Source organism: Anaerococcus faecalis (assembly GCF_013371425.1).
Lineage (GTDB): Bacteria > Bacillota > Clostridia > Tissierellales > Peptoniphilaceae > Anaerococcus > Anaerococcus porci.
Genome location: NZ_JABVBA010000003.1, coordinates 201,784 through 223,010, shown reverse-complemented (window position 1 = coordinate 223,010; position 21,227 = coordinate 201,784). Strand labels below are relative to the sequence as shown.

The 21,227-nt window shown below is 30.9% G+C and carries 20 protein-coding genes; 14 read left to right on the top strand and 6 right to left on the bottom strand.

Annotation, left to right across the window (positions count from 1 at the left end):
* Position 1: 1 nt before the first annotated feature.
* From gyrA to dnaA, 6 genes are all read right to left on the bottom strand, one after another.
* Positions 2-2,443: a DNA gyrase subunit A gene (gene gyrA, locus HV819_RS04555; protein ID WP_154539875.1), complete on the bottom strand. Its 2,442-nt coding sequence runs from the start codon at positions 2,441-2,443 to the stop codon at positions 2-4.
* Positions 2,444-2,451: 8 nt separating this feature from the next.
* Entirely contained in the window at positions 2,452-4,356 is a 1,905-nt protein-coding gene (gene gyrB / locus HV819_RS04550) for a DNA topoisomerase (ATP-hydrolyzing) subunit B (RefSeq protein ID WP_176269640.1), read from the bottom strand.
* Positions 4,357-4,367: 11 nt separating this feature from the next.
* A complete protein-coding gene (gene recF / locus HV819_RS04545) occupies positions 4,368-5,444 on the bottom strand; it encodes a DNA replication/repair protein RecF (RefSeq protein ID WP_176269639.1) in 1,077 nt (358 codons plus the stop codon).
* On the bottom strand, positions 5,444-5,653 hold the full coding sequence (locus HV819_RS04540) for an RNA-binding S4 domain-containing protein (RefSeq protein ID WP_154539869.1): 210 nt from the start codon (positions 5,651-5,653) through the stop codon (positions 5,444-5,446). The genes recF and HV819_RS04540 overlap by 1 nt, the downstream gene beginning before the upstream one ends.
* A gap of 8 nt (positions 5,654-5,661) precedes the next feature.
* The gene (dnaN, locus tag HV819_RS04535) at positions 5,662-6,774 is read right to left on the bottom strand and encodes a DNA polymerase III subunit beta (protein WP_154539867.1); all 1,113 of its coding nucleotides are present in this window, start codon (positions 6,772-6,774) and stop codon (positions 5,662-5,664) included.
* A gap of 232 nt (positions 6,775-7,006) precedes the next feature.
* Entirely contained in the window at positions 7,007-8,383 is a 1,377-nt protein-coding gene (dnaA, locus tag HV819_RS04530; protein WP_154539865.1) for a chromosomal replication initiator protein DnaA, read from the bottom strand.
* 897 nt (positions 8,384-9,280) lie between these two features.
* Here dnaA and rpmH point away from each other — a divergent pair.
* From rpmH to pta, 14 genes are all read left to right on the top strand, one after another.
* Complete coding sequence (gene rpmH / locus HV819_RS04525; RefSeq protein ID WP_154539863.1) at positions 9,281-9,415, top strand: 50S ribosomal protein L34; 135 nt, start codon at positions 9,281-9,283, stop codon at positions 9,413-9,415.
* 49 nt (positions 9,416-9,464) lie between these two features.
* The gene (gene rnpA, locus HV819_RS04520) at positions 9,465-9,815 is read left to right on the top strand and encodes a ribonuclease P protein component (protein ID WP_154539861.1); all 351 of its coding nucleotides are present in this window, start codon (positions 9,465-9,467) and stop codon (positions 9,813-9,815) included.
* A complete protein-coding gene (gene yidD / locus HV819_RS04515) occupies positions 9,805-10,017 on the top strand; it encodes a membrane protein insertion efficiency factor YidD (protein ID WP_154539859.1) in 213 nt (70 codons plus the stop codon). The genes rnpA and yidD overlap by 11 nt, the downstream gene beginning before the upstream one ends.
* A 39-nt stretch (positions 10,018-10,056) precedes the next feature.
* Entirely contained in the window at positions 10,057-10,812 is a 756-nt protein-coding gene (locus HV819_RS04510) for a YidC/Oxa1 family membrane protein insertase (RefSeq protein WP_154539857.1), read from the top strand.
* Positions 10,778-11,641: an RNA-binding cell elongation regulator Jag/EloR gene (jag, locus tag HV819_RS04505; protein WP_176269638.1), complete on the top strand. Its 864-nt coding sequence runs from the start codon at positions 10,778-10,780 to the stop codon at positions 11,639-11,641. Before HV819_RS04510 ends, jag begins: the two co-directional genes overlap by 35 nt.
* Positions 11,642-11,758: 117 nt before the next feature.
* A complete protein-coding gene (gene mnmE / locus HV819_RS04500; RefSeq protein WP_176269637.1) occupies positions 11,759-13,123 on the top strand; it encodes a tRNA uridine-5-carboxymethylaminomethyl(34) synthesis GTPase MnmE in 1,365 nt (454 codons plus the stop codon).
* Between the two features lies 1 nt (position 13,124).
* Positions 13,125-15,014 (top strand): tRNA uridine-5-carboxymethylaminomethyl(34) synthesis enzyme MnmG, encoded by a 1,890-nt coding sequence (gene mnmG / locus HV819_RS04495; RefSeq protein WP_176269636.1) that lies wholly within the window; start codon positions 13,125-13,127, stop codon positions 15,012-15,014.
* On the top strand, positions 15,007-15,636 hold the full coding sequence (gene rsmG, locus HV819_RS04490) for a 16S rRNA (guanine(527)-N(7))-methyltransferase RsmG (RefSeq protein WP_154539849.1): 630 nt from the start codon (positions 15,007-15,009) through the stop codon (positions 15,634-15,636). The genes mnmG and rsmG overlap by 8 nt, the downstream gene beginning before the upstream one ends.
* Before the next feature lie 518 nt (positions 15,637-16,154).
* Positions 16,155-17,375 carry a CinA family nicotinamide mononucleotide deamidase-related protein gene (locus HV819_RS04485; RefSeq protein WP_154539847.1) on the top strand — a complete coding sequence of 407 codons (1,221 nt, stop codon included), beginning with the start codon at positions 16,155-16,157 and terminating at the stop codon, positions 17,373-17,375.
* A complete protein-coding gene (locus HV819_RS04480; protein ID WP_154539845.1) occupies positions 17,353-18,282 on the top strand; it encodes a ParA family protein in 930 nt (309 codons plus the stop codon). The genes HV819_RS04485 and HV819_RS04480 overlap by 23 nt, the downstream gene beginning before the upstream one ends.
* Positions 18,260-19,114, top strand: coding sequence for a ParB/RepB/Spo0J family partition protein (locus tag HV819_RS04475; RefSeq protein ID WP_154539843.1), 855 nt, complete (start codon positions 18,260-18,262; stop codon positions 19,112-19,114). The genes HV819_RS04480 and HV819_RS04475 overlap by 23 nt, the downstream gene beginning before the upstream one ends.
* Entirely contained in the window at positions 19,092-19,700 is a 609-nt protein-coding gene (locus HV819_RS04470; RefSeq protein WP_154539841.1) for a cyclodeaminase/cyclohydrolase family protein, read from the top strand. Before HV819_RS04475 ends, HV819_RS04470 begins: the two co-directional genes overlap by 23 nt.
* Positions 19,688-20,158: a DUF4446 family protein gene (locus HV819_RS04465; protein ID WP_154539839.1), complete on the top strand. Its 471-nt coding sequence runs from the start codon at positions 19,688-19,690 to the stop codon at positions 20,156-20,158. The genes HV819_RS04470 and HV819_RS04465 overlap by 13 nt, the downstream gene beginning before the upstream one ends.
* A 64-nt stretch (positions 20,159-20,222) precedes the next feature.
* The gene (gene pta / locus HV819_RS04460; protein ID WP_154539837.1) at positions 20,223-21,209 is read left to right on the top strand and encodes a phosphate acetyltransferase; all 987 of its coding nucleotides are present in this window, start codon (positions 20,223-20,225) and stop codon (positions 21,207-21,209) included.
* The last annotated feature ends 18 nt before the right edge of the window (positions 21,210-21,227 follow it).

Genomic DNA, 21,227 nt, shown 5'->3' with positions numbered 1-21,227 from the left:
TTTAATCCTCACTAGTTTCCTCATAATATTTGGTAACAGAAACAATACAATCATCTGTATTTTCTAGGTTTTTAAGCTTTACTCCAAGAGTATTTCTACCACTAGTTGATATATCTCTTGCTGAAATTCTTATAATGTCACCCTTTAGGGACACCATCATTATATCATCATCTAAGTTTGCTGGAAGTGTTGCTACAAGATTTCCTGTTTTTTCATTTACCTTATGGCATTTCACTCCCTTTCCACCCCTATTTTGATTTTTAAAGTTATTAAATGAGGTCTTTTTACCAAAACCATTTTCAGTTACTACTACAAGATATACCTCATCATTTAGGGTATTCATGGATACTACCTGATCATCCTCAGAAAGATTTATTGCCCTTACTCCACGGGCAGCTCTTCCCATTGACCTAATTTCAGATGAGCTAAATTTGATGGCCATTCCCTTTTGAGTTGATACAATTATATCACACTCACTATCTATTTGACTAACTGATACAAGTCTATCACCATCTTCAAGAGATATGGCTATAATTCCATTTCTTTGAATATTTTGGAAAAGTTCTGCATCAGTTTTTTTGATTTTTCCATTAGCTGTTTGAAAGACTAATTGGCTAACTTCATCTAGGTGGGATAGTTCCATTATATCTGTAATTTTTTCATTTGTTTCAAGACTTATTAGATTTATTATAGCTTGACCCCTAGATTGCCTACTTCCTTCAGGTATTTCATAGGCTTTAAGTGAGTATACCCTACCAAGGTTTGTAAAGCAAAGTAGGGACTCATGAGTATTTGTAGTCATAATTTTTTGAATAAAGTCATTTTCCTTGGTGTTTCCAGCAGAAATTCCCTTTCCACCCCTATTTTGTACTCTATAGGTATTTATAGGAAGTCTTTTTATATAACCATCATGAGTTAAAGAGATAAGGACATCTTCTCTTTCTATAAGCTCTTCTACATCAAATTCTCCCACATCCGGAACAATTTTTGTCCTTCTCTCATCTGAAAATTTTTCTTTAATTTCACTCATTTCATCGATTATTACACCAACAAGTTTTCCCTCATCACTTAATATTGCTGTAAGGTAGGTGATTTTTTCTTCAAGTTCCTTATCTTCAGCTTGGAGTTTTTCAATTTCAAGTCCTGATAGCCTTTTAAGTTGCATATCAAGAATAGCTTGACTTTGAAGCTCTGTTAGACCAAATTTTTCATTAAAGATTTTCTTAATCTCATCATTGTCATAGGATGATCTAATTATTTTTATAATTTCATCGATATTGTCGATTGCTATTATTAAACCTTCTACTATATGTTTTCTCTTTTGTGCCTTATCTAGATCAAAAATTGTTCTTCTTCTTACAACATCTTTTTGGTGAGCTATATAGTATTTTATAAGCTCTTTTAAGTTAAGTATTTTAGGAACTCCATCAACTAAGGCAAGGTTTATAATGCCAAAAGTTGTCTCAAGTTGGGTTTGCTTATAGAGGTTGTTTAGGACTATATTGGCGTTAGCATCTCTTTTTACCTCGATTACTATACGCATTCCCTTCCTATCTGACTCATCTCTTATATCAGATATACCTTCAAGTTTTTTATCTTTTACATATTCAGCTATTTTTTTTATTAATTTTGCCTTATTTACTTGATAAGGTATTTCTGTAACTATAATTCTTTCCCTATTTTTCTTAAAATGTTCAATGTTTGCTACAGCACGAAGTTTAAGTTTTCCTCTTCCTGTATTATATGCTTTTTTTATTCCTGTCTTTCCCAATATTTGAGCTCCTGTAGGAAAGTCAGGTCCCTTGATAATATTTGCAAGTTTTTTTATTGATATTTCAGGATCTTTCATATAAGCTATACAAGCATCAATTGAGTCTCCAAGGTTATGTGGAGCCATATTAGTTGCCATACCTACTGCTATACCATTTGATCCATTAACTATAAGGTTTGGAAATCTTGATGGAAGGACTGTTGGCTCCTTTTCCTCTTCATCAAAGTTTGGCATAAAGTCAACTGTATCCTTATTGATATCTCTTAGCATTTCCTTTGCAATCTTACTCATCTTTACTTCAGTATAACGCATAGCTGCTGCATCATCACCATCTACTGAACCAAAGTTACCTTGACCACTTGCTAGAGGATACCTTGTTGAAAAATCTTGGGCAAGCCTTACTAGAGCATCATAGATTGCACTATCTCCATGAGGGTGGTACTTACCCATTACCTCACCTACAACTCTTGCTGACTTACGAGTTGGTTTACTTGGATCAAGTCCAAGTCCTTCCATTCCGTATAATATTCTTCTATGAACAGGCTTAAGCCCATCTCTAACATCAGGTAAGGCTCTTGAAACTATAACTGACATGGAATATTCCAAGTAAGAATTTTTCATTTGATTTTCAAGATCTACCTCGATTATATTTTGAAATCTATCTTCTGTCATGAATCCTCCTATACATCTAAATTTTCAACATATTGGGCGTTTTCTTCAATAAATTCACGTCTTGGTTCTACTTTTTCACCCATTAACATTGAAAATGTTGCATCTGTTGACATTTGTGAGTCTTCTTTCTCATATACTTGCAGTAAGACCCTATGCTCTGGATCCATGGTTGTCTCCCACAATTGGTCAGCATTCATCTCACCAAGACCCTTATATCTTTGAATCTTGTAATTGTCTGTATTCCAAGATTTTACTATCTCTTCTAATTCCTTATCTGTATAGCAATATCTTTCATTTTTACCACTTGACACCTTATAAAGTGGTGGTTGGGCTATAAATACATGACCTTCATCTATTAAAGGCTTCATATACCTATAGAAAAATGTAAGTAGAAGTGTTCTTATGTGAGCACCGTCTACATCGGCATCCGTCATTATTATTATCTTTCCATAACGAAGTTTTGATAGGTCAAATTCTTTTCCTATTCCTGTTCCAAAGGCTGTAATCATTGATTTTATTTCTTCATAATTTAATATTCTATCAAGATTTGCCTTCTCTACATTCATTATTTTTCCTCTTAAAGGAAGGATAGCTTGAATCCTATTATCACGTCCCCCCTTAGCAGAACCTCCCGCAGAGTTACCTTCTACTATAAAAATTTCATTTTCACCTAAATCTGTAGATTGGCAATCAGCAAGCTTTCCTGGAAGAGTTGTTGAATCTAGGATACTTCTTTTACGTGTTAAATCTCTCGCCTTTCTCGCAGCCTCTCTTGCCCTTCTTGATGCAAGAGCCTTTTGAATAATTTGTTTTGCAATTTTAGGATTTTCTTCAAGAAAATTTCCCATATGTTCTGAAAAGAAAGCGTCTACTGCTCCTCTTACCTCACCATTTCCAAGTTTTCCCTTAGTTTGGCCTTCGAATTGAGGTTCAGTTATTTTTACAGATATTATAGCTGTAATTCCCTCTCTTGCATCTTCACCTTGGAGGTTATCTTCGTTTTCTTTAAGTAATTTATATTTTCTTGCATAGTCGTTTATACTTCTTGTAAGAGCTGACCTGAAGCCTGAAAGGTGGGTTCCACCTTCTATTGTGTAGATATTGTTTGCAAAAGATAGGATATTTTCACTATATCCATCTGTATATTGGAAGGCTATCTCAACTTCTGTTGATTCTTGCATACCTTCAAAATATGGAATTTCTTCAAAAATTGGTGTTTTATTCCTATTAAGGTATTCTACAAATTCCTTGATTCCACCATCATATTTAAACTCTACAGTCTTATCTTCTCTCCTATCTTCAAAAATAAGCCTTACTGACTTGTTTAAAAAGGCCATTTCCCTAAATCTATCTGCTAGGGTTTTATTGTCATAGACTGTTGTATCAAAAATTTCTCCATCTGCTTTAAAACTAATCTTTGTTCCAGTTTCTTTTGTATCTCCAATTATCTCAAGATCACTTGTTGCCTTTCCTCTTTCAAATGTCATCCTAAAGATATGACCTTCTCTTTTTACCTCAGCTATTAGATATTCACTTAGGGCATTTACTACGGAAACACCTACACCATGAAGACCTCCTGATACCTTATAGGCCTTATCATCAAACTTACCCCCAGCATGAAGAACTGTAAGTACTGTTTCAAGTGTTGATTTACCTGTTTCAGGGTGTTTTTCTATTGGTATACCAGAACCATCATCTTCTACTGTTACTATATTGTCCTTATCTATGGTTATTTTTATATAGTCACAGCGACCTGCCAAAGCCTCGTCTACTGAGTTATCTACAACCTCATATACTAAATGGTGCAGTCCTCTCTCGCTAGTTGATCCTATATACATTCCAGGTCTAAGTCTTACAGGCTCAAGCCCCTTCAAGACCCTAATATTGGACGCATTATATTGTGAATTTTCCATAAATTTCCTTTCTATTTAAGGATATGGCCATCTTTTATTTTTCTTATCTTTGACCTATCAACTATATCAAGACTCTTGGTATTAGTTGCTGTGATTATTGTTTGAAATCTTCCTAAATTTTCCAACAAAAAACTAGACCTTTTTTCATCTAGTTCTGAAAAAACATCATCAAATAAGATAATTGCCTTATCCTGGCTAGTATTTTCTATTAAACTTACATTTGCAAGCTTTATATTTAAGATTGCTGAACGTTGCTGGCCTTGTGAGCCATATTTTTTTGTATCCTTACCATTAATTATTATATCAATTTCATCTCTTTGGCTTCCAGATGAAGTTCTAAAGTATTTTAAATCATCAATTAGCCTTTGCTTAAACTTTGACTTGTACTCATCAAGAGAATCTGCTTTAATCTCAGGCTTATATACAATATGTAAATCTTCCCTACCATATGTTAAAAGCTCATGTTTTTTATTTGCATACTTGTCTATAAGGGCTATATATTTTTTCCTATATTGGTATATTTTGTAATTTAGCCTAATAATCTGCTCGTCATAGGCTAATAATTGATTTTTAAAAAACTTAGATTTTTGGTTTTTAAGGATTTTATTCCTATTTAAAAGAACTTTATCAAAGTCTCTTTTTATGCCCTTATAGGAAAAGTCCACGCTTATTATTATATCATCAATTAACTTTCTTCTAAAATTTGGTCCATCTTTTATTATAGTCAAATCTTCTGGAGTAAATAAAACAATCTTAAAAAGTGACTTTAAATCAGATGTTTTATCATATTTTATATCATTTACAAAAATATCCTTACTTGACTTATTTGCCTTAATATAGACATTTTTAAAGGATTTTCCCTTTCTTATTACTCCATCAAGAACCATCTCTTTTTCAGAAAACATTATAAGTTCCCTATCCCTATTTGCCTTAAAAGACTTGGCATTAGCTAAGTAAAAAATTGATTCTAAAAGGTTGGTCTTTCCCTGGGCATTATCTCCCAAAAAGATATTTATATTTTCATTAAATTCTATTTTTTGATAAAGATAGTTTCTAAACTTATTTAGTTCTAAACTCTTAATCCACATCAGATTAAACTTATATGAAATTCATCATTAAAGATTATTTCATCACCTTTTCTAAGTTTTTTACCAGCTTCATAAAAAACTTCTTTATTTACTACTATACCTATTTCTTTTATCATATGTTTAGCCATACCACCTGATGAGGCTATATCTAATGCCTTTAAAAGATCCTTGGCTGTGATAAGATTTGTTTGAAATTCTATATCAATCATAATTTCCCCTATTCTGCAAGCCTTACTGGTAGAGCTAGATATGTGAATTCTTCACCTTCATTTTTTGAATCATTAGGATATATGATACATGGATTTAGTGATGATTTTAAGTTCATCCTTATAGTATCTGTATCACAAGCCTTAACTCCTTCTAGAAGGTATCTTGCATTAAAAGCAATCTTTACATCATCTCCTTCTTTTTCTATATGAACGACTTCTTTTAAGTCTCCTATTTCAGAGTTTGATTCTATCTTACATACATCTTCTTCAAGACTTATCTTAATTAAGTTTGCTCTTTGGGTGTTATTTAATAATTGGGCTCTTTCAAGGGCGTTAATAAGTTCAATCCTATTGACTATAACTGTAGTTGTAGATATATCTGCAATTATATTTGTATAGTCTATATAGTTTTTATCTATTACTTTGCAATACATTGTAGTGTCCCCTGATTCAAAAATTATATCCTTATCATCCTTATAGATTTGAGTCTTTGTTTCATCATCAATAATTCTTGTCCATTCAGATATTGACTTTCTTGGAATAATTAGTCTTGAATTATCCATTGAACCAGGGTAGTCAAGCTTGATTTTCTTAAGGGCTACCCTATATCCATCAAGGGCTACAAAGTTTAAATATCCTTGCTTTAGTTCAAATAGTATACCAGTAAGGGCTAGCTTGGTTTCATCAATACTTGTAGCAAACTCAGTTTGAGATATAGATCTTTTTAGCTTATCATTTTCAATTTCTAAATAGTCTACACTAGGTACTTTTAATTCCTTTTTATCGTAGTAGTCAAAGGCAAGAATATTGAAATTTGATCCATTACACCTAATATTAATTTTTGAATCTTCAAGGGTAATCCTTACAGTAGAATCTGGAAGTTTTCTAATAATATTAGAGATTATAGTGGCATTTATAGCCATTTCTCCTTCTTCTATGACATTAACTTTAAGTTTTGTTCTTATAGATATTTCTCCATCAGATGAACTTAGGATAAGAGTATCATCTTTAGCTTCAAAGTATATTAATTCATGTATCTGTATATTGGTCTTTCTTGATACAGCCTTTAAGGCTATGGAGATTTTATTTGATAATTCTTTTTGTCTTACTTCAATTTTCATAATGGCTCCTAAAATATTATATAAACTTAGTAGTATTAGTAATAGGTTTTGTGGGTATGTGGATAAGTATTGCTAAGGCTTAAATTAAAATGAAAAAGCCAAATGATAAAATTTGGATAAGTTTTTATATCTTATCCACTTATCAACATTTTCCACAGCTATTATTTTTTCTTATTTAATAGTTTTTTTATAAACATACTTATCATCATACTTATCAACAAATTGTGGATAACTATGATTTTATTTCTTTTTTTATTTCTTCTATTTCCGATCTAAAATCTTGGTCTTCTTCTATCATGGATTCTATCTTTTCATATCCGTGCATAACGGTTGAATGATCCCTATTAAATTCATTGGCAACACTTACCAGTGATACTGATAACATATCCCTACATAAATACATAGCAATTTGCCTTGGCATTACAAATTCCCTTTTTCGAGACTTTCCCTTCAAGTCTTGAAGTTTTATATGGTATCTATCTGCTACAATCTGTTGAATATCTTCTGCTGTAATTCTTTTACTTTTGACATGGACTCTTGATGAAACTCCAAGTCTTGCATCATCAAGGGTTACATAGGAGCGGTTATTTGATTTAGAGCAGGCAATAGAAGTTGCAAGTGCACCTTCTAAATCTCTTATATTTGTTTCAATATTTTCTGCTATATATTCTAATATTTCATAGTCTACTACAGCTCCCAGTTCATCTTGTTTTTTTTGCAAAATTGCAACTCTAGTTTCAAAATCTGGTTTTGAAATGTCAACTATAATGCCCCAACCAAACCTTGAAACTAATCTTTCTTCTAAGTGTTTAATCTCCTTTGGTGGCCTATCTGATGATATTACTATTTGCTTTCCTTGGTTATAAAGATCTTCAAAGGTATGGAAAAACTCTTCTTGTGTTCCAGTCTTATTTGCTATAAATTGAATATCATCTATCAAAAGCATATCAACTGAACGATATTTTTTTCTAAATTCTTCATTGGTATTGTTTCTAACAGCTGAGATCATTTCATTTGTAAATTTCTCACTTGATAGATACATTACATAACAATCATCTCTTTTATCTAGAATTTTATGGGCTATAGCTTGCATTAAGTGAGTCTTGCCAAGACCAGATGCTCCATATATAAAAAGAGGATTATAGACTCTTGAAACCTTGTAATTTGCCATGTTTTCTGCCACTGACTGACTTGCTGCAAGGGCTAATTGATTAGACTTACCTTGAACAAAATTTTCAAAAATATTAGTTTTTTCTAAAAGTGGCTTAGGATACTTATTTACATCATTTATAAGCAATTGTCCATTATTATCAGTTGACTTACCTAATGATAAGATTTTTTCATAATCATCGCTATCTTTAGCTATAATTTCAAGCTTATAATTAGTATTTCTTTCATTATTTATCTTATTAAGAATTTCCTGCATTTGGGGAACCCATATTTGGTCAAAGATGAATTTAAGTTCTTTTTTTGGTATTTCTAAATAGATAATATCATTGAATTCATTTAAAGGCTTTAAGATACTTATCCATGTATCATACTGTGCCTTATCAGGAACATTAGCCTTCATCTTTTCTTTTAATTCATTACTTATGTATTCTAGATTCATTATTATCTCTCATTCTCCTTAGAATTTTATCCACATTTAATTCTGCCTTAAATTTCAGGAATTAAAATAAAATTATGGACTTATCCACAAAATTGGGATAATATGTGGATAAGTTTTTAGTGGATATTAAAAATGCCTTGTACTACGGATTTTAGACAAGAATTTTTAAATTTAAAAATAGAATTTATGGATTTATCCACAAAATCATATCAAAAACTTAAGAAAATTAGACTTATCTATATCTTTTACACAAGAGATTATACATTAATTTAGCCATTTTGTAAAGTTATCCACAACTTGTTGATAAGTTGGGGATAAGTTAAAAAATCATTTTATTTAGAAATATTAAATCCTGTGGATATTGTGGATATCTTGGAAAAATATTAAAATTATTAAATAAGAAAATTGCTATATCCTAACTTTAACAAGTTCATATAAAATCTTTTTTAAAAAAATTTATATTTTTACACTTAAAAATTAACTTAATATCTTGTGGATAAAATATAAATAAAAAAAGATATCCACAAATGCGTATTAATGCAAAATCATTACATAAATGAATATAAACTAATAGGATATTTTTGTATATTTGTTTTATATAATTATAATTATTTTAGTAAACTAAGTTGTAAGCTGCATTACTTACTAATAAATTTTCATAGAAAACTTAAGTTTAGATGGAAAATAATTTTTAAATTAAGCATTTATAATCATTTATGTATAGATTTTTCGACTTTAGTAAAACTTAAATTTATAATAAAACTTTTAATTTTTAAATTTTTATCTAGCAGTATAAAAAAATCAAATAAATTGTCTATTTTTTTAGGTTAAAGCCTTGACTTTTACCCTTTATTTCCATATAATTAAAGACAGCGTAAAATAATAGGAGGTGATAATATGAAGAGAACTTATCAACCAAATAGAAGAAAAAGAAAAAAAGACCATGGCTTTAGAAAAAGAATGTCAACTCCCGCTGGAAGAAGAGTATTAAAATCCAGAAGAAAAAAGGGTAGAAAGAAATTATCTGCATAATAAAAAAGCTGCGGCTTTTTTATATTGTGGATAAGGGACATTAATTCCTATGGAAAAACAATTTACTTTAAGAAAGAACGAAGATTTTAAAAGAGTTTATAAGAAATCCAAGCACTATTATAATAGGGATTTTACAGTTTTAGTCAAAAATAACGGAGTAAATAGACCAAGAATTGGTTTTTCTATTTCTAAAAAGGTAGGCAAGGCCCACCAAAGAAATAAGTTAAAAAGAAGACTTAGGTCTATTGTTTACAATAATTATAGATATATAAACAACGTTGATATAATTATTATACCAAAAAAACATACCACAGATTTTACTTATGATAAGCTTAAATCTTCTTTAGGTCACGTATTAAATAAGGCCTTTAAGGAAAAGAAAATAAATTATGTTAAATAAGCTTTTTTTAAAAATAATTAGATTTTATCAATTGTTTATTTCTCCATTCTTAGGCTCGGGTAAATGTAAATATTATCCTACTTGTAGCCAATATGCTATTGACTGTTTTAAGAAGTACAATTTTTTAAAAGCCTTAGTTAAGGCTTGTTGGAGAATTCTAAGGTGTAATCCTTTTTCTAAGGGAGGGTACGATCCGGCCTAGCAATTGATTTATAATTCAATTCAGAGATTGGAGAAAAAAATGTTAAATTTTATAGCACAACTACTTGGTAGTTTGATGAAATTAATCTATGAAACTTTGGTAAATAACTTTACAGAACCAGAGAGTATGAGCTTTTATGCCATATCAATTATAATTATGACAGCATTGGTATCACTTATAACCATACCAATGACTATGAATCAGCAAAAACAAGCTGCGAAATCATCAGAAATGCAACCCAAAATCGAAGAGATTAAGAAAAAATACTCTTATGATCCTCAAATTATGCAACAAAAGATGCAAGAGTTTTACAAGCAAGAGGGAGTAGGACCAGGACTTTCCTCATGTTTAGTTATGATTTTCCAGCTTTTAATACTTTTATCCCTCTATAGGGTTATACAAAATCCTGACAAGTTTGTATTTGATGGGGGACTTCATGCAATAAGAAACGACTTTTTATGGGTTCCAAGCCTATCTAAAGCGGATCCACTATTTTATGGGCTTCCACTTCTAACAAGTATAAGTCAGCTTTTAGTTCAACTTTTTACTATGAAAACATCACCTGCAACCAATGCCCAAGCTCCAGGAATGGGTTCTATGAATACAATGCTTATGGTAATGCCAATTATGTATTATTTTATATTTAGGGGCCTTCCAGCAGGTCTTCCACTTTATTGGACAACAAGTTCTATAGCAAGGCTTGTAATTTTAGGTGGCCAATACTTAATAGGACTTAGAAAAAGAGATGAAGAGGTAGAAAATGAAAAGATCAATAATAAGAACAGCAAAAACTAAAGATGAAGCTATAAATGAAGCTTTAAAAGAGATAAATAAGACTAGAGATGAGGTATCTATCGAAATAATCGAAGAAGAGTCTAGTGGATTTTTGGGTCTTATTGGTCAAAAGGATGCTGTTGTAAAGATTTCCTATGATCAAGATTTAGATGAAGGTATCGATGATCTTATGAAAGAAATTGAAGAAGATAGCAAAAAATCTCTTAGAGAAAACTTTGATGTAACAGCCTTATCAAGAGAAATTACAAATGAGGAAAGTTCTAAAGAAGATGAAGAAGTTTTAGAAGAAAAAAGCATAGATAAAAAATCTAATCAAGATGAAAGATTAGATGAAGCAAATATTGTTGAAGAAGATGAGTTAAATACTGATGTAGAGCTTTACTATAAGGCGAAAGATCTACTTGAGAAAATTCTTTATAATATGCATTTTGAAGATATAAAAGTCATAGGAAATCTTGAAGATAATATTATTAAGCTTGATGCAAAAATTGACCCTAAAGATACTGGAATTGTTATAGGAAGATTAGGAAAGACTCTTGAAAGTATAGAAACTATTATAAGAAAGATAATAAATACTAGGGAGAATAATCTAAAGCTTAATATTGATATAAATAACTACAAAAAAAGACGAGATGAAAAAATTATTGACTTGGCTGATAAAGCTTGTAAGAAGGTTTTGAAAACTAGAAAGCCTTGGAATCTAAAATATATGAATTCATATGAAAGAAGACTTGCTCATGAGCAAATAGGAAAATATGATAAGTTGGATTCCCACTCTGAAGGAGAAGAACCAAGAAGATATGTTGTAGTTGATTACAAAATTGACTAGTTAAAAGATGTTTCACGTGAAACATCTTTTTTAATGGAAATAATTAATGTATAATACTATAGTATAATAAGAGATGTTTATGTCAAAGGTAAACAATCGTTATAGAAAGGAAGAATTATGAGTGAATCTACAATAGCAGCAATTTCAACACCACAAGGTAGTGGTGGTATATCTATAGTTCGTATGAGTGGCGGTAGTTCTTTTGACATTATAAAAAGGATCTTTAAGCCATTTAATAAGAGGGAACTTGATAGGATTAAGGACAATAGAATGATGCGTTATGGTCATATAGAAAAAGATGGCCGAGTATATGATGAAGTTATGGTAAACTTCATGAAAGGACCAAATACTTATACTAGAGAGGATATTTGTGAGATAAATTGTCATGGATCTATGATTTCTGTAAAAGATATATTAAATCTTTTACTAGATGAGGGGTGTGATTTAGCAGAACCTGGTGAGTTTACTAAAAGAGCTTTTTTAAATGGAAGGATAGATTTATCTCAAGCTGAGGCAGTTCTTGATATTATAAATTCAACTAATGAATTATCTCAAAAACAAGGATTAAAGCAATTATCAGGATTATTAAGAGAAAAAATAGAAGATATAAGGGACATCCAGTTGGAGGCCTTATCAAGGATTGAGTATTCCATTAATTTTACAGAAGATGGGCAAGATCTTCCCTTAGATGATATAATATCTTATGTAGAAAGGGCTAATGATGAAATTAAAAAGCTTTTATCAACAGCTAATAAGGGCAAGCTCATAAAAGATGGAATAGAGACAACAATAATAGGAAAACCTAATGTAGGCAAGTCATCTCTATTAAATGTCCTATTGAATGAAAATAGAGCAATAGTTACAGATATACCTGGAACTACAAGAGATTCTATAACTGAGTATATAAATTTAGGAAATCTGACCTTAAAAATAAATGATACGGCTGGAATTAGAGAAACTGAAGATAAGGTTGAAAAAATAGGAGTTGAAAGGTCAAGGGAGCTTGCAGAAGATGCAGATTTAGTTATAGCAATATTTGATAGGTCTAGAGACTTTGATCAAGAGGATAAGATTATACTTGATATTATAGAGAATAAAAATGCTATCATTATTTTAAATAAATTAGATTTAGATTCAAAGATTAAAAAAGAAGACTTAGGTAACAATTTTAAGGTTATTGAAACTTCTATGATAAGCAGGGATGGGATAGATAAGCTTGAAGAGGCTATCTTTGAAATATTTAATACTAAGGACTTAAATAAAGAATCATTTATTATTACAAACCTACGCCATGAAAGATTATTAAATTTAGCAAAAGAAAAGATAGAAAATGCCCTTAAGGATATAAAGTCCCAAGTTCCTATCGATTGTGTAGAGGTTGATTTAAGAAGTGCATATGATGACTTGGGTCTTATAATTGGAGAAACTGTTTCAGATGAGATAATGGATAAAGTATTTAGGGAGTTTTGTGTTGGAAAATAAGATGAAAAAATATATAGACCAATCCTATGATGTAGTAGTAATAGGGGCAGGTCATGCAGGTTGTGAGGCTTCTCTTGCAAGTGCAAGACTTGGTTTTAAAACCTTGGTTTTGACAACAAGTATGGAGTCTGTAGCAGATATGCCATGTAATCCAAATATAGGAGGAACTGGAAAAGGACATATTGTAAGAGAGATAGATGCTTTAGGTGGTGAGATGGCATTAAACATAGATAAGACCTTTATACAATCAAGGATGCTAAATACCTCAAAAGGTCCCGCAGTTCATTCTTTAAGGGTTCAAGCTGATAAGATAAAATACCACCAAGAGATGAAAAAAACTCTTGAAAGGCAAGAAAATCTTGACTTATTTGAACAAGAAGTTGATAAGATTAACATAGAAGATGGAAAGGTTAAAAGTGTAGAAACAGTACAAGGGGCAATTTTTCCTACTAAAGCTGTTGTAGTTTGCACAGGAACCTATCTTAATGGAAAAATTCTTATGGGAGATTATCAAAAAACATCAGGTCCTCATGGACTTTCAGCAGCTACATTTTTATCAGATAGTCTAGAAGAGTTAGGTTTCAATCTTAGACGCTTCAAGACGGGAACACCTGCAAGGGTTGATATTAAGACAATAGACTTATCACAAACAGAAGTTCAAAAAGGAGACGAAAATGTAGTAGCCTTCTCCTTTATGAATGAAGATAAAGACTTTTCAGATAAAAAACAGGAAAATTGTTACCTAACTTATACAACAAATGAAACTAAAGAAATAATCATGGCAAACCTTCATAAATCACCTATGTATGGGGGATTAGTAAAAGGAGTTGGTCCTAGATATTGCCCATCTATTGAAGATAAAATGGTAAGATTTCCAGATAGGGATATCCACCAAGTTTTCATAGAACCAGAAAGCCTATCAACAGATGAGGTCTATATCCAAGGTGTATCATCAACTCTTCCTCAAGAAGTGCAAAGAGAATTCTATAAAACTATAAGGGGAATGGAAAATGCAAGGATTATGAGACCAGCCTATGGTATAGAATATGACTGCCTTGATTCAACAGATTTAAAGAGAAGTCTTGAGTCAAAAAATGTAGAAAACTTATTTTTTGCAGGACAAATTAATGGTTCATCAGGTTATGAAGAAGCAGCAGGTCAGGGTTTAATAGCAGGAATTAATGCAAGCCTTAAAATTAAAGGAGAAGATCCACTTATACTCGATAGGTCGGATGCTTATATAGGAGTTTTAATAGATGATCTTGTAACAAAAGGAACTAATGAACCTTATAGGATGATGACATCAAGATGTGAATATAGACTTACTATGAGACAAGATAATGCAGACTTTAGACTAACAGAAATTGGACACAAGATAGGACTTGTATCAGATGAACGTTTTGAGAAAATGCTAAGAAAAAGAGAAAATATAGAAAAAGAAATCAATAGGCTAAAAGGGGTTATGATAAGTCCAAACAAGAAGAATAATGAAATATTAGAATCTATTGGAACAAGTCCACTTAAAACAGGATATAGCTTATTCGATCTTATAAAAAGACCAGAGCTTACTTATGAGCTTGTCAAAGTACTTGACCCTGATAGACCAGAGCTTCCAAAATTTCAACAAATTCAAGTTCAAACAGAGATCAAATATCAAGGCTACATTAAAAAACAAATGGCTGATATAGACAAGTTTAAAAAACTTGAAAATAAAAAACTCCCACAAAATATAGACTATTTTACTATAAAAGGACTAAAGAAAGAATCATCAGAAAAACTTAATGATATAAGACCAGATTCCATAGGACAAGCCTCAAGAATATCTGGAGTAAGTCCTGCTGATATAAATGTTTTACTAATAAGACTAAAGGCAGGTGATTTAGATGGATAAGTTTAAAAAATATGAAGAAATGCTAATAGAGACAAATAAGAAATTCAACCTAACCACCATAGTTGATTCTAGCCAGATTAAAGTAAAGCACTTTGACGACTCCTTAACCATTGAGAAATATATAAATAAGGGAATGAAAGTTCTAGATATAGGTTCAGGAGCAGGATTTCCAGGGATTCCTCTTAGGATAAAAAAAGAATTTGACTTAACCCTCATAGATTCAGTAAATAAAAAAGTAGGCTTTATGAATGAGGTAATAGAGGAATTAGGTTTAAAAAATACTAGAGCTATTCATACAAGAGCAGAAGATTATGCTAAAAATAATAGGGAAAAGTTTGATATGGTAGTATCAAGGGCAGTAGCAAAACTATCAACCCTTTTGGAATATGCCTTACCATTTCTAAAAGTAGGGGGAATTTTTATAGCAATGAAAGGTCCTAAGGCAGAAGAAGAATTAAATGAAGCCGAAAATGCTCTTAAAATCTTAGGAGGAGAGTTAATAAATATAGACACAATAGACCTTAATGGAAACACAAGAAAAAATATACTAATAAAAAAAGTAAGGTCAACAAAAATAAAATATCCGAGGGCAAAAAACTTGCCAAAGAAGAATCCTCTTTGATATTCATTAATATCTTAAGATTATTTTTTGATTTTAATCATAAGGCTTTAGAACATATTTTGTTTTAAGGTCTTTTTTATTTTTTATGTGTTTAATTAAGATAATTAGTAATAAGTCACTTCATTTAATTGGAAAGTTTAGATATTGTTTTTATTAAGGTAAATTACTATAACTTTAATAAAATCTCATTGTTTTGTTGTATTATTAATAATATTATATTTACTTTTATTCTTCGCCTAATGTTGAGACAAACTAAGGGGCTCTTGCTTAAGTAGTAAATTATAATAAATAAGATTATACATTATTATTTGTATCATAATTAATTATAATAACAAGTACGTAATAATTAATTTGAAGAATTAAATTAATTGAAGTGATTTTTAGGATATAAAAAATAATCTAAGAGAGTATAATAAAAAAGAATTACTGCTGATATGTAAGAAATGTTTCATGTGAAACATTTAATATTGAAAACTTATCTTGATATTGTTATACTATTTAAAGAGAAAAGAGGTTTTATGAAAGCACAAATTTTTTCAGTTGGAACAGAAATATTACTTGGAAATATTACCGATACTAATTCAAAGTATATAGCACAAAGATTAAGTGAGTTTGGAATAGATTTATACAAGATGGTAACTGTTGGAGATAATTTTGACAGGTTATTAAAAGAACTTAAAAATGCTATTGGTAAAGTTGATTATATTTTTATTACAGGAGGGCTGGGACCTACTGAAGATGATATAAGTAAAGAAGTAGCGATCAGGGCAAGTGGTAAGGAAGATAAGGTAGTTATAGATGAGGAAAGTAAAAAGAAACTTGACTCATATTTTAAGTCAAATGAAAGGGCCCTTAGTGTGAATATAAAGCAGGCAAAATTTCCTAAAGATGCTATTATTCTTCCAAATGATATAGGTACAGCACCAGGTTGTATTATTGATTGTGATAATAAGAGCAAAATAGTTCTTATGCCGGGGCCACCTCAAGAGATGAAATATATGTTTGAAAATAAATTACTTAAATATATAAAAAAAGAAGCGGTTATTAAGTCAAAGACTTTAAGAATTGCACTTTTGGGAGAATGGGATATGGCAAGTAGGATAGATCTTCATTCTACAAATCCAACCATAAGTCCTTATTTTGATGATGAGGGAGGATTTTTAAGAATAAGTGCAAAGGCAGAAAGTGATGATAAAGCTCTTATCTTACTTGATGAAAAGGAAAAGGAAGTAAGGGAAGTTTTTGGTCCACTATTATTGTCAGATGATGGAAAGAGAAAAGAAGAAACCCTTATAGATTTATTAAAAGAGAGAAAAGAGAAAGTATCTTGTGCTGAGTCTATTACAGGAGGAATGGTGGCGTCATCTATTATAGATATAGCTGGTGCAAGTGACGTAATAGAAGAGTCCTATGTGACCTACTCTGATAGGACTAAAGAAAAAATCTTGAATGTTTCATATGAAACATTAAGAAAATATTCTGCAGTCAGCAAGGAATGTGCATATGAGATGCTCGATGGTCTGTATGATAGGACAAAATCAGCATTATGTATAATAACTACAGGCTATGCTCACAAAGGAGAAGCTTTTATAGGTGTAAAATATAAGGATAAAAAGTTTGTTAGAGAATTTAAGTTCTCTGCAAGTAGGAATAAGGCTAGGCGTTGGACTAAAAATAGGGCCATGGACCTTTCCATATTAATAATGAGAGGTATGTATGAAGACAATTTCGATATTTAATCAAAAGGGTGGTGTAGGAAAGACTACTACAGTGGTAAATCTTGCCACTGCCCTTTCAAAATTAGGAAAAAAGATTCTGGTAATAGATTTTGACCCTCAGGCAAATACTACAACAGGTTTGGGTCTTGATAAATCTAAGGTAGAGAAGTCTATATACAAGATGTTTTATGAAGAAGATTCATTTGAAAATTACATAGTAAAAACAGAAGATGGTGCTTATCTTATTCCAAGTGAAAATGCCCTTTCTGGTCTTGAAGTGGAATTGGTTTCTTTAGATGAGAGAGAAAGACTCACTATGCTTAGTTCTATTATAAAAGAAATAGGAGATGATTTTGATCTTATAATTATAGACTGCCCACCATCTCTTGGACTTTTATCTTTAAATGCTCTTGTAGCAAGTGATTCCATAATAATACCAATTCAAACAGAATATTATGCCCTAGAAGGGGTAAGTGAGCTTATGAATACCTATAAGTCTATAAAAAGTTCTGTAAAAGAAGATCTTGAAATTGAAGGGGTTCTTTTATGTATGTTTGATGGAAGGTGTAAGCTTTCATATGAGGTTGTAGAAGAAGTAAAATCATATTTTAAGTCCAAGGTCTTTAAGACTATGATTCCTAGAAATATAAAACTTGCCGAAGCACCTTCTTATGGGAAGTCAGTAATTGTTTATGATGAGAAATCAAAGGGAGCAAGAGCCTATCTTAATCTGGCAAGTGAGCTTATAGAAAATATAAAAAAGGAATCCAAAGAAAAGGAAAATTTCAAGAAAAAGACTAAGGAAAAGATAAGTGAAGAAAGTAAAGATTATAATCAAGAATTAAGAAAAGATGAGAAAGATAAAAAACTTCAAAAAGATGAGGAAAAAAATCAGGTGATAAGAAATGACGAGAAAAACATTGGGTAGGGGTCTTGGCTCGCTTATACCAGAAAATAATAAGAAAAATAAGACTGTAGTTAAAATTCCTATGGAAAAAATCATCAGAAGAGAAGACCAACCTAGAAAAAGTTTTGATACAAAAGCTCTTGAGGGTCTAAGCCAGTCTATAGAACAATATGGTCTTTTAAATCCAATAGTTTTAAGAAAAAATGGCAATAAATATGAAATTATAGCAGGGGAGAGAAGATTTAGGGCAAGTAAGCTTCTAGGTCATACAGAAATAGATGCTATTATAAAAAATGTAGATAATAAAGATATAGATATACTTTCTATAGTAGAAAATGTTCAAAGAGAGGACCTTACAGCTCTTGAAGAGGCTAATGCCTATAATGAACTTATTAAAAATTATGGACTAAAACAAGACGAGATAGGAAAAACTGTCGGAAAATCAAGATCTTATATAGCAAATACCCTAAGGCTTTTAAAACTTGATGAAAATAGTAAAAAGGAATTAGAAGAGGGAAATATAACTTCATCTCAGGCAAGGACACTTCTTTCTATAAAAGATAAGAATGAAAGAAGTAAAAGCCTTGATGATTTTAAAAATAAAAAAACAAATATTAGAAATGTAGAAAAAAAGAATAAAAATAAAAGAAAAGAAAATTTAGACATAAAAGAAGATAAGCTAGATAAGATACTTTTTGAAGACTTTGAGGAAAAATTTATAAACCTCTTAGACTCAAAGGTTGAGATTAAAAAGCAAAATAATACCTACAAAGTGTCTATAGACTGCTTTTCTATAGAAGATATTGAAAGACTTTATTGGAGTATAAAAAATGGCAGAGAAGAAGTTGATTGATTTTAAGCTAGGTGAATTAATAGATAATACAAGAAAGCCTACAGCCTATCCTGGAGGAGGAGCCCTAGCAAGTCTTAGTGGAAATCTTGGAATAAATTTAATATTGATGATGGCAAAAAAGGACTATAAAGATGAGAATTTGAATAAAAAGGGGAAAAAAATCTTTAAGAAATTCATAGCTTATTCACAAGAGCTAAAGGATTTGATGCAAGAAGATGTAGATAGGGTAAATGTCCTTTTAAAAGCTTTTAAAAATAATGAAATGGATAATATTGATAAGCTTATCAATGATGCAAATATTGCACCAAAAAGAACAATCGAACTTATGATAATAGTCCTTCAAGATTGTGATTTTCTACTTGAAAATGGGAAATTTTCAACTATAAGTGATGGGGAGATAGGACTTAGATTGGTAAAGGAATGTATACATTCATCTTTTGTAAATGTTATTATGAATGAAAAATACTTTGATAAAGATAGCAATTTTAAAAAAACCGACTACAAATCAATTACTAAATATTGTGATAAGCTATATGAAAAGAATATGGATATTATCAGAAAGAGGATTAAGTTATGGGACAAATAATGGCAATAATAATTTTATTTATAATAGTTATAGTTGAATTTACTATGATAAAGTCAAACAACGATAAGCTAAGAAGGCAAAAAAGAAGATACGATCATCTTCTTAGGGGAAATAATCCAGATCTAAACCTAGAAGAATTAATCTTAGAATTAAACAAACAAATAGATAAGTCAAATAAGGAGATAAGATCTCTTGACCAAAGATCAGCAGATACTAAAAACTCATCTATGGGAGCTGTAAATAAGATGGCAGTTGTTCATTTTGATGCCTTTGAAAACCAAAGAGGGAAAAACTCATTTTCTTTAACTCTTCTAGACTCTTACCACAATGGAATAATTCTAACCAATCTCTATTCCCAAGAAGGTTCAAATACCTATCTTAAAGAGATAATAAATGGAGAAAGTGAGATAGAACTTTCTGAAAGAGAGAATGAATGTCTAGAAAAGGCAAAACTATAGAAGAAAATATTTTCACTTAGGGTATAATAATAGTATTAATATCGATTTTAATTAGGAGGCTATTATGGCAAATGATGGAGTAATGGAGCTTGCAACTGATAATATTAGAGGGAAAAATCGTACTATAGTTTTTCCAGAAGGTGATGATTCAAGAGTTTTAAGGGCAGCGATAAGACACAACAATGATGGTCTTATTAAACCTATACTACTTGGAGATCCTGAATCTATTAAAAAAGTTGCAAACGAAGAAGGTGTGGACTTAGGAAATATAGAAATAATTGATCCTAGACACTCTGATTTACTCGATGAATTAGTAGATAGATATGTAGAATTAAGAAATGGTAAAAACACCAGAGAAGATGGTGACTACTTGCTTAAAAAAGACAATAACTACTTCGGAACTATGCTTATAGAAACAGGTAAGGCTGATGGTATGGTTTCAGGTGCTGCTCACCCAACAGGAGATACTGTAAGACCTGCTCTTCAACTTATAAAAACAAAAAAAGGTGTAAATAGGGTAAGTGGTGTAATGATTATGCTTGGACCAAATGGTGAAAAATTATTATTTGCAGATACAGCTATTAATATCACTCTTCAATCAAATGAACTTGCTGAAGTTGCAGTAGAAGCTGCTAAAACAGCAGTTGAATTTGGTATAGAACCAATAGTAGCAATGCTATCTTTCTCAACAAAAGGTTCTGCTAAACACGAATTGGCAAGAAGAGTAGAAGAAGCTACAAAACTTGCTAAGGAAATGGACCCAGACCTTAAAGTTGATGGGGAAATGCAATTTGATGCTGCAATCTCACCACAAGTAGCAAGAAAGAAAATCCCTAACTCAGATGTAGCTGGAAGAGCTAAAGTATTTATATTCCCAGATCTACAATCTGCAAATATTGGTTATAAGATAGGACAAAGATTAGGAAATTATGAAGCTCTTGGTCCAATACTTCAAGGACTTAATAAACCAGTAAATGACCTTTCAAGAGGATGTAACGAAGAAGATGTTTATAAACTTGCAATCCTAACTGCTAACCAAGTTAGAGACTAAAGTTAATAAGTTAAAATA

Coding starts and splice junctions, on each gene's coding strand:
- HV819_RS04470 (WP_154539841.1), top strand. CDS start 19,092: ATGGCAGAGAAGAAGTTGATTGATTTTAAGCTAGGTGAATTAATAGAT.
- gyrA (WP_154539875.1), bottom strand. CDS start 2,443: ATGACAGAAGATAGATTTCAAAATATAATCGAGGTAGATCTTGAAAAT.
- HV819_RS04475 (WP_154539843.1), top strand. CDS start 18,260: ATGACGAGAAAAACATTGGGTAGGGGTCTTGGCTCGCTTATACCAGAA.
- HV819_RS04485 (WP_154539847.1), top strand. CDS start 16,155: ATGAAAGCACAAATTTTTTCAGTTGGAACAGAAATATTACTTGGAAAT.
- pta (WP_154539837.1), top strand. CDS start 20,223: ATGGCAAATGATGGAGTAATGGAGCTTGCAACTGATAATATTAGAGGG.
- mnmG (WP_176269636.1), top strand. CDS start 13,125: ATGAAAAAATATATAGACCAATCCTATGATGTAGTAGTAATAGGGGCA.
- rsmG (WP_154539849.1), top strand. CDS start 15,007: ATGGATAAGTTTAAAAAATATGAAGAAATGCTAATAGAGACAAATAAG.
- jag (WP_176269638.1), top strand. CDS start 10,778: ATGAAAAGATCAATAATAAGAACAGCAAAAACTAAAGATGAAGCTATA.
- HV819_RS04480 (WP_154539845.1), top strand. CDS start 17,353: ATGAAGACAATTTCGATATTTAATCAAAAGGGTGGTGTAGGAAAGACT.
- dnaN (WP_154539867.1), bottom strand. CDS start 6,774: ATGAAAATTGAAGTAAGACAAAAAGAATTATCAAATAAAATCTCCATA.
- yidD (WP_154539859.1), top strand. CDS start 9,805: ATGTTAAATAAGCTTTTTTTAAAAATAATTAGATTTTATCAATTGTTT.
- dnaA (WP_154539865.1), bottom strand. CDS start 8,383: ATGAATCTAGAATACATAAGTAATGAATTAAAAGAAAAGATGAAGGCT.
- HV819_RS04540 (WP_154539869.1), bottom strand. CDS start 5,653: ATGATTGATATAGAATTTCAAACAAATCTTATCACAGCCAAGGATCTT.
- HV819_RS04465 (WP_154539839.1), top strand. CDS start 19,688: ATGGGACAAATAATGGCAATAATAATTTTATTTATAATAGTTATAGTT.
- HV819_RS04510 (WP_154539857.1), top strand. CDS start 10,057: ATGTTAAATTTTATAGCACAACTACTTGGTAGTTTGATGAAATTAATC.
- recF (WP_176269639.1), bottom strand. CDS start 5,444: ATGTGGATTAAGAGTTTAGAACTAAATAAGTTTAGAAACTATCTTTAT.
- rpmH (WP_154539863.1), top strand. CDS start 9,281: ATGAAGAGAACTTATCAACCAAATAGAAGAAAAAGAAAAAAAGACCAT.
- rnpA (WP_154539861.1), top strand. CDS start 9,465: ATGGAAAAACAATTTACTTTAAGAAAGAACGAAGATTTTAAAAGAGTT.
- gyrB (WP_176269640.1), bottom strand. CDS start 4,356: ATGGAAAATTCACAATATAATGCGTCCAATATTAGGGTCTTGAAGGGG.
- mnmE (WP_176269637.1), top strand. CDS start 11,759: ATGAGTGAATCTACAATAGCAGCAATTTCAACACCACAAGGTAGTGGT.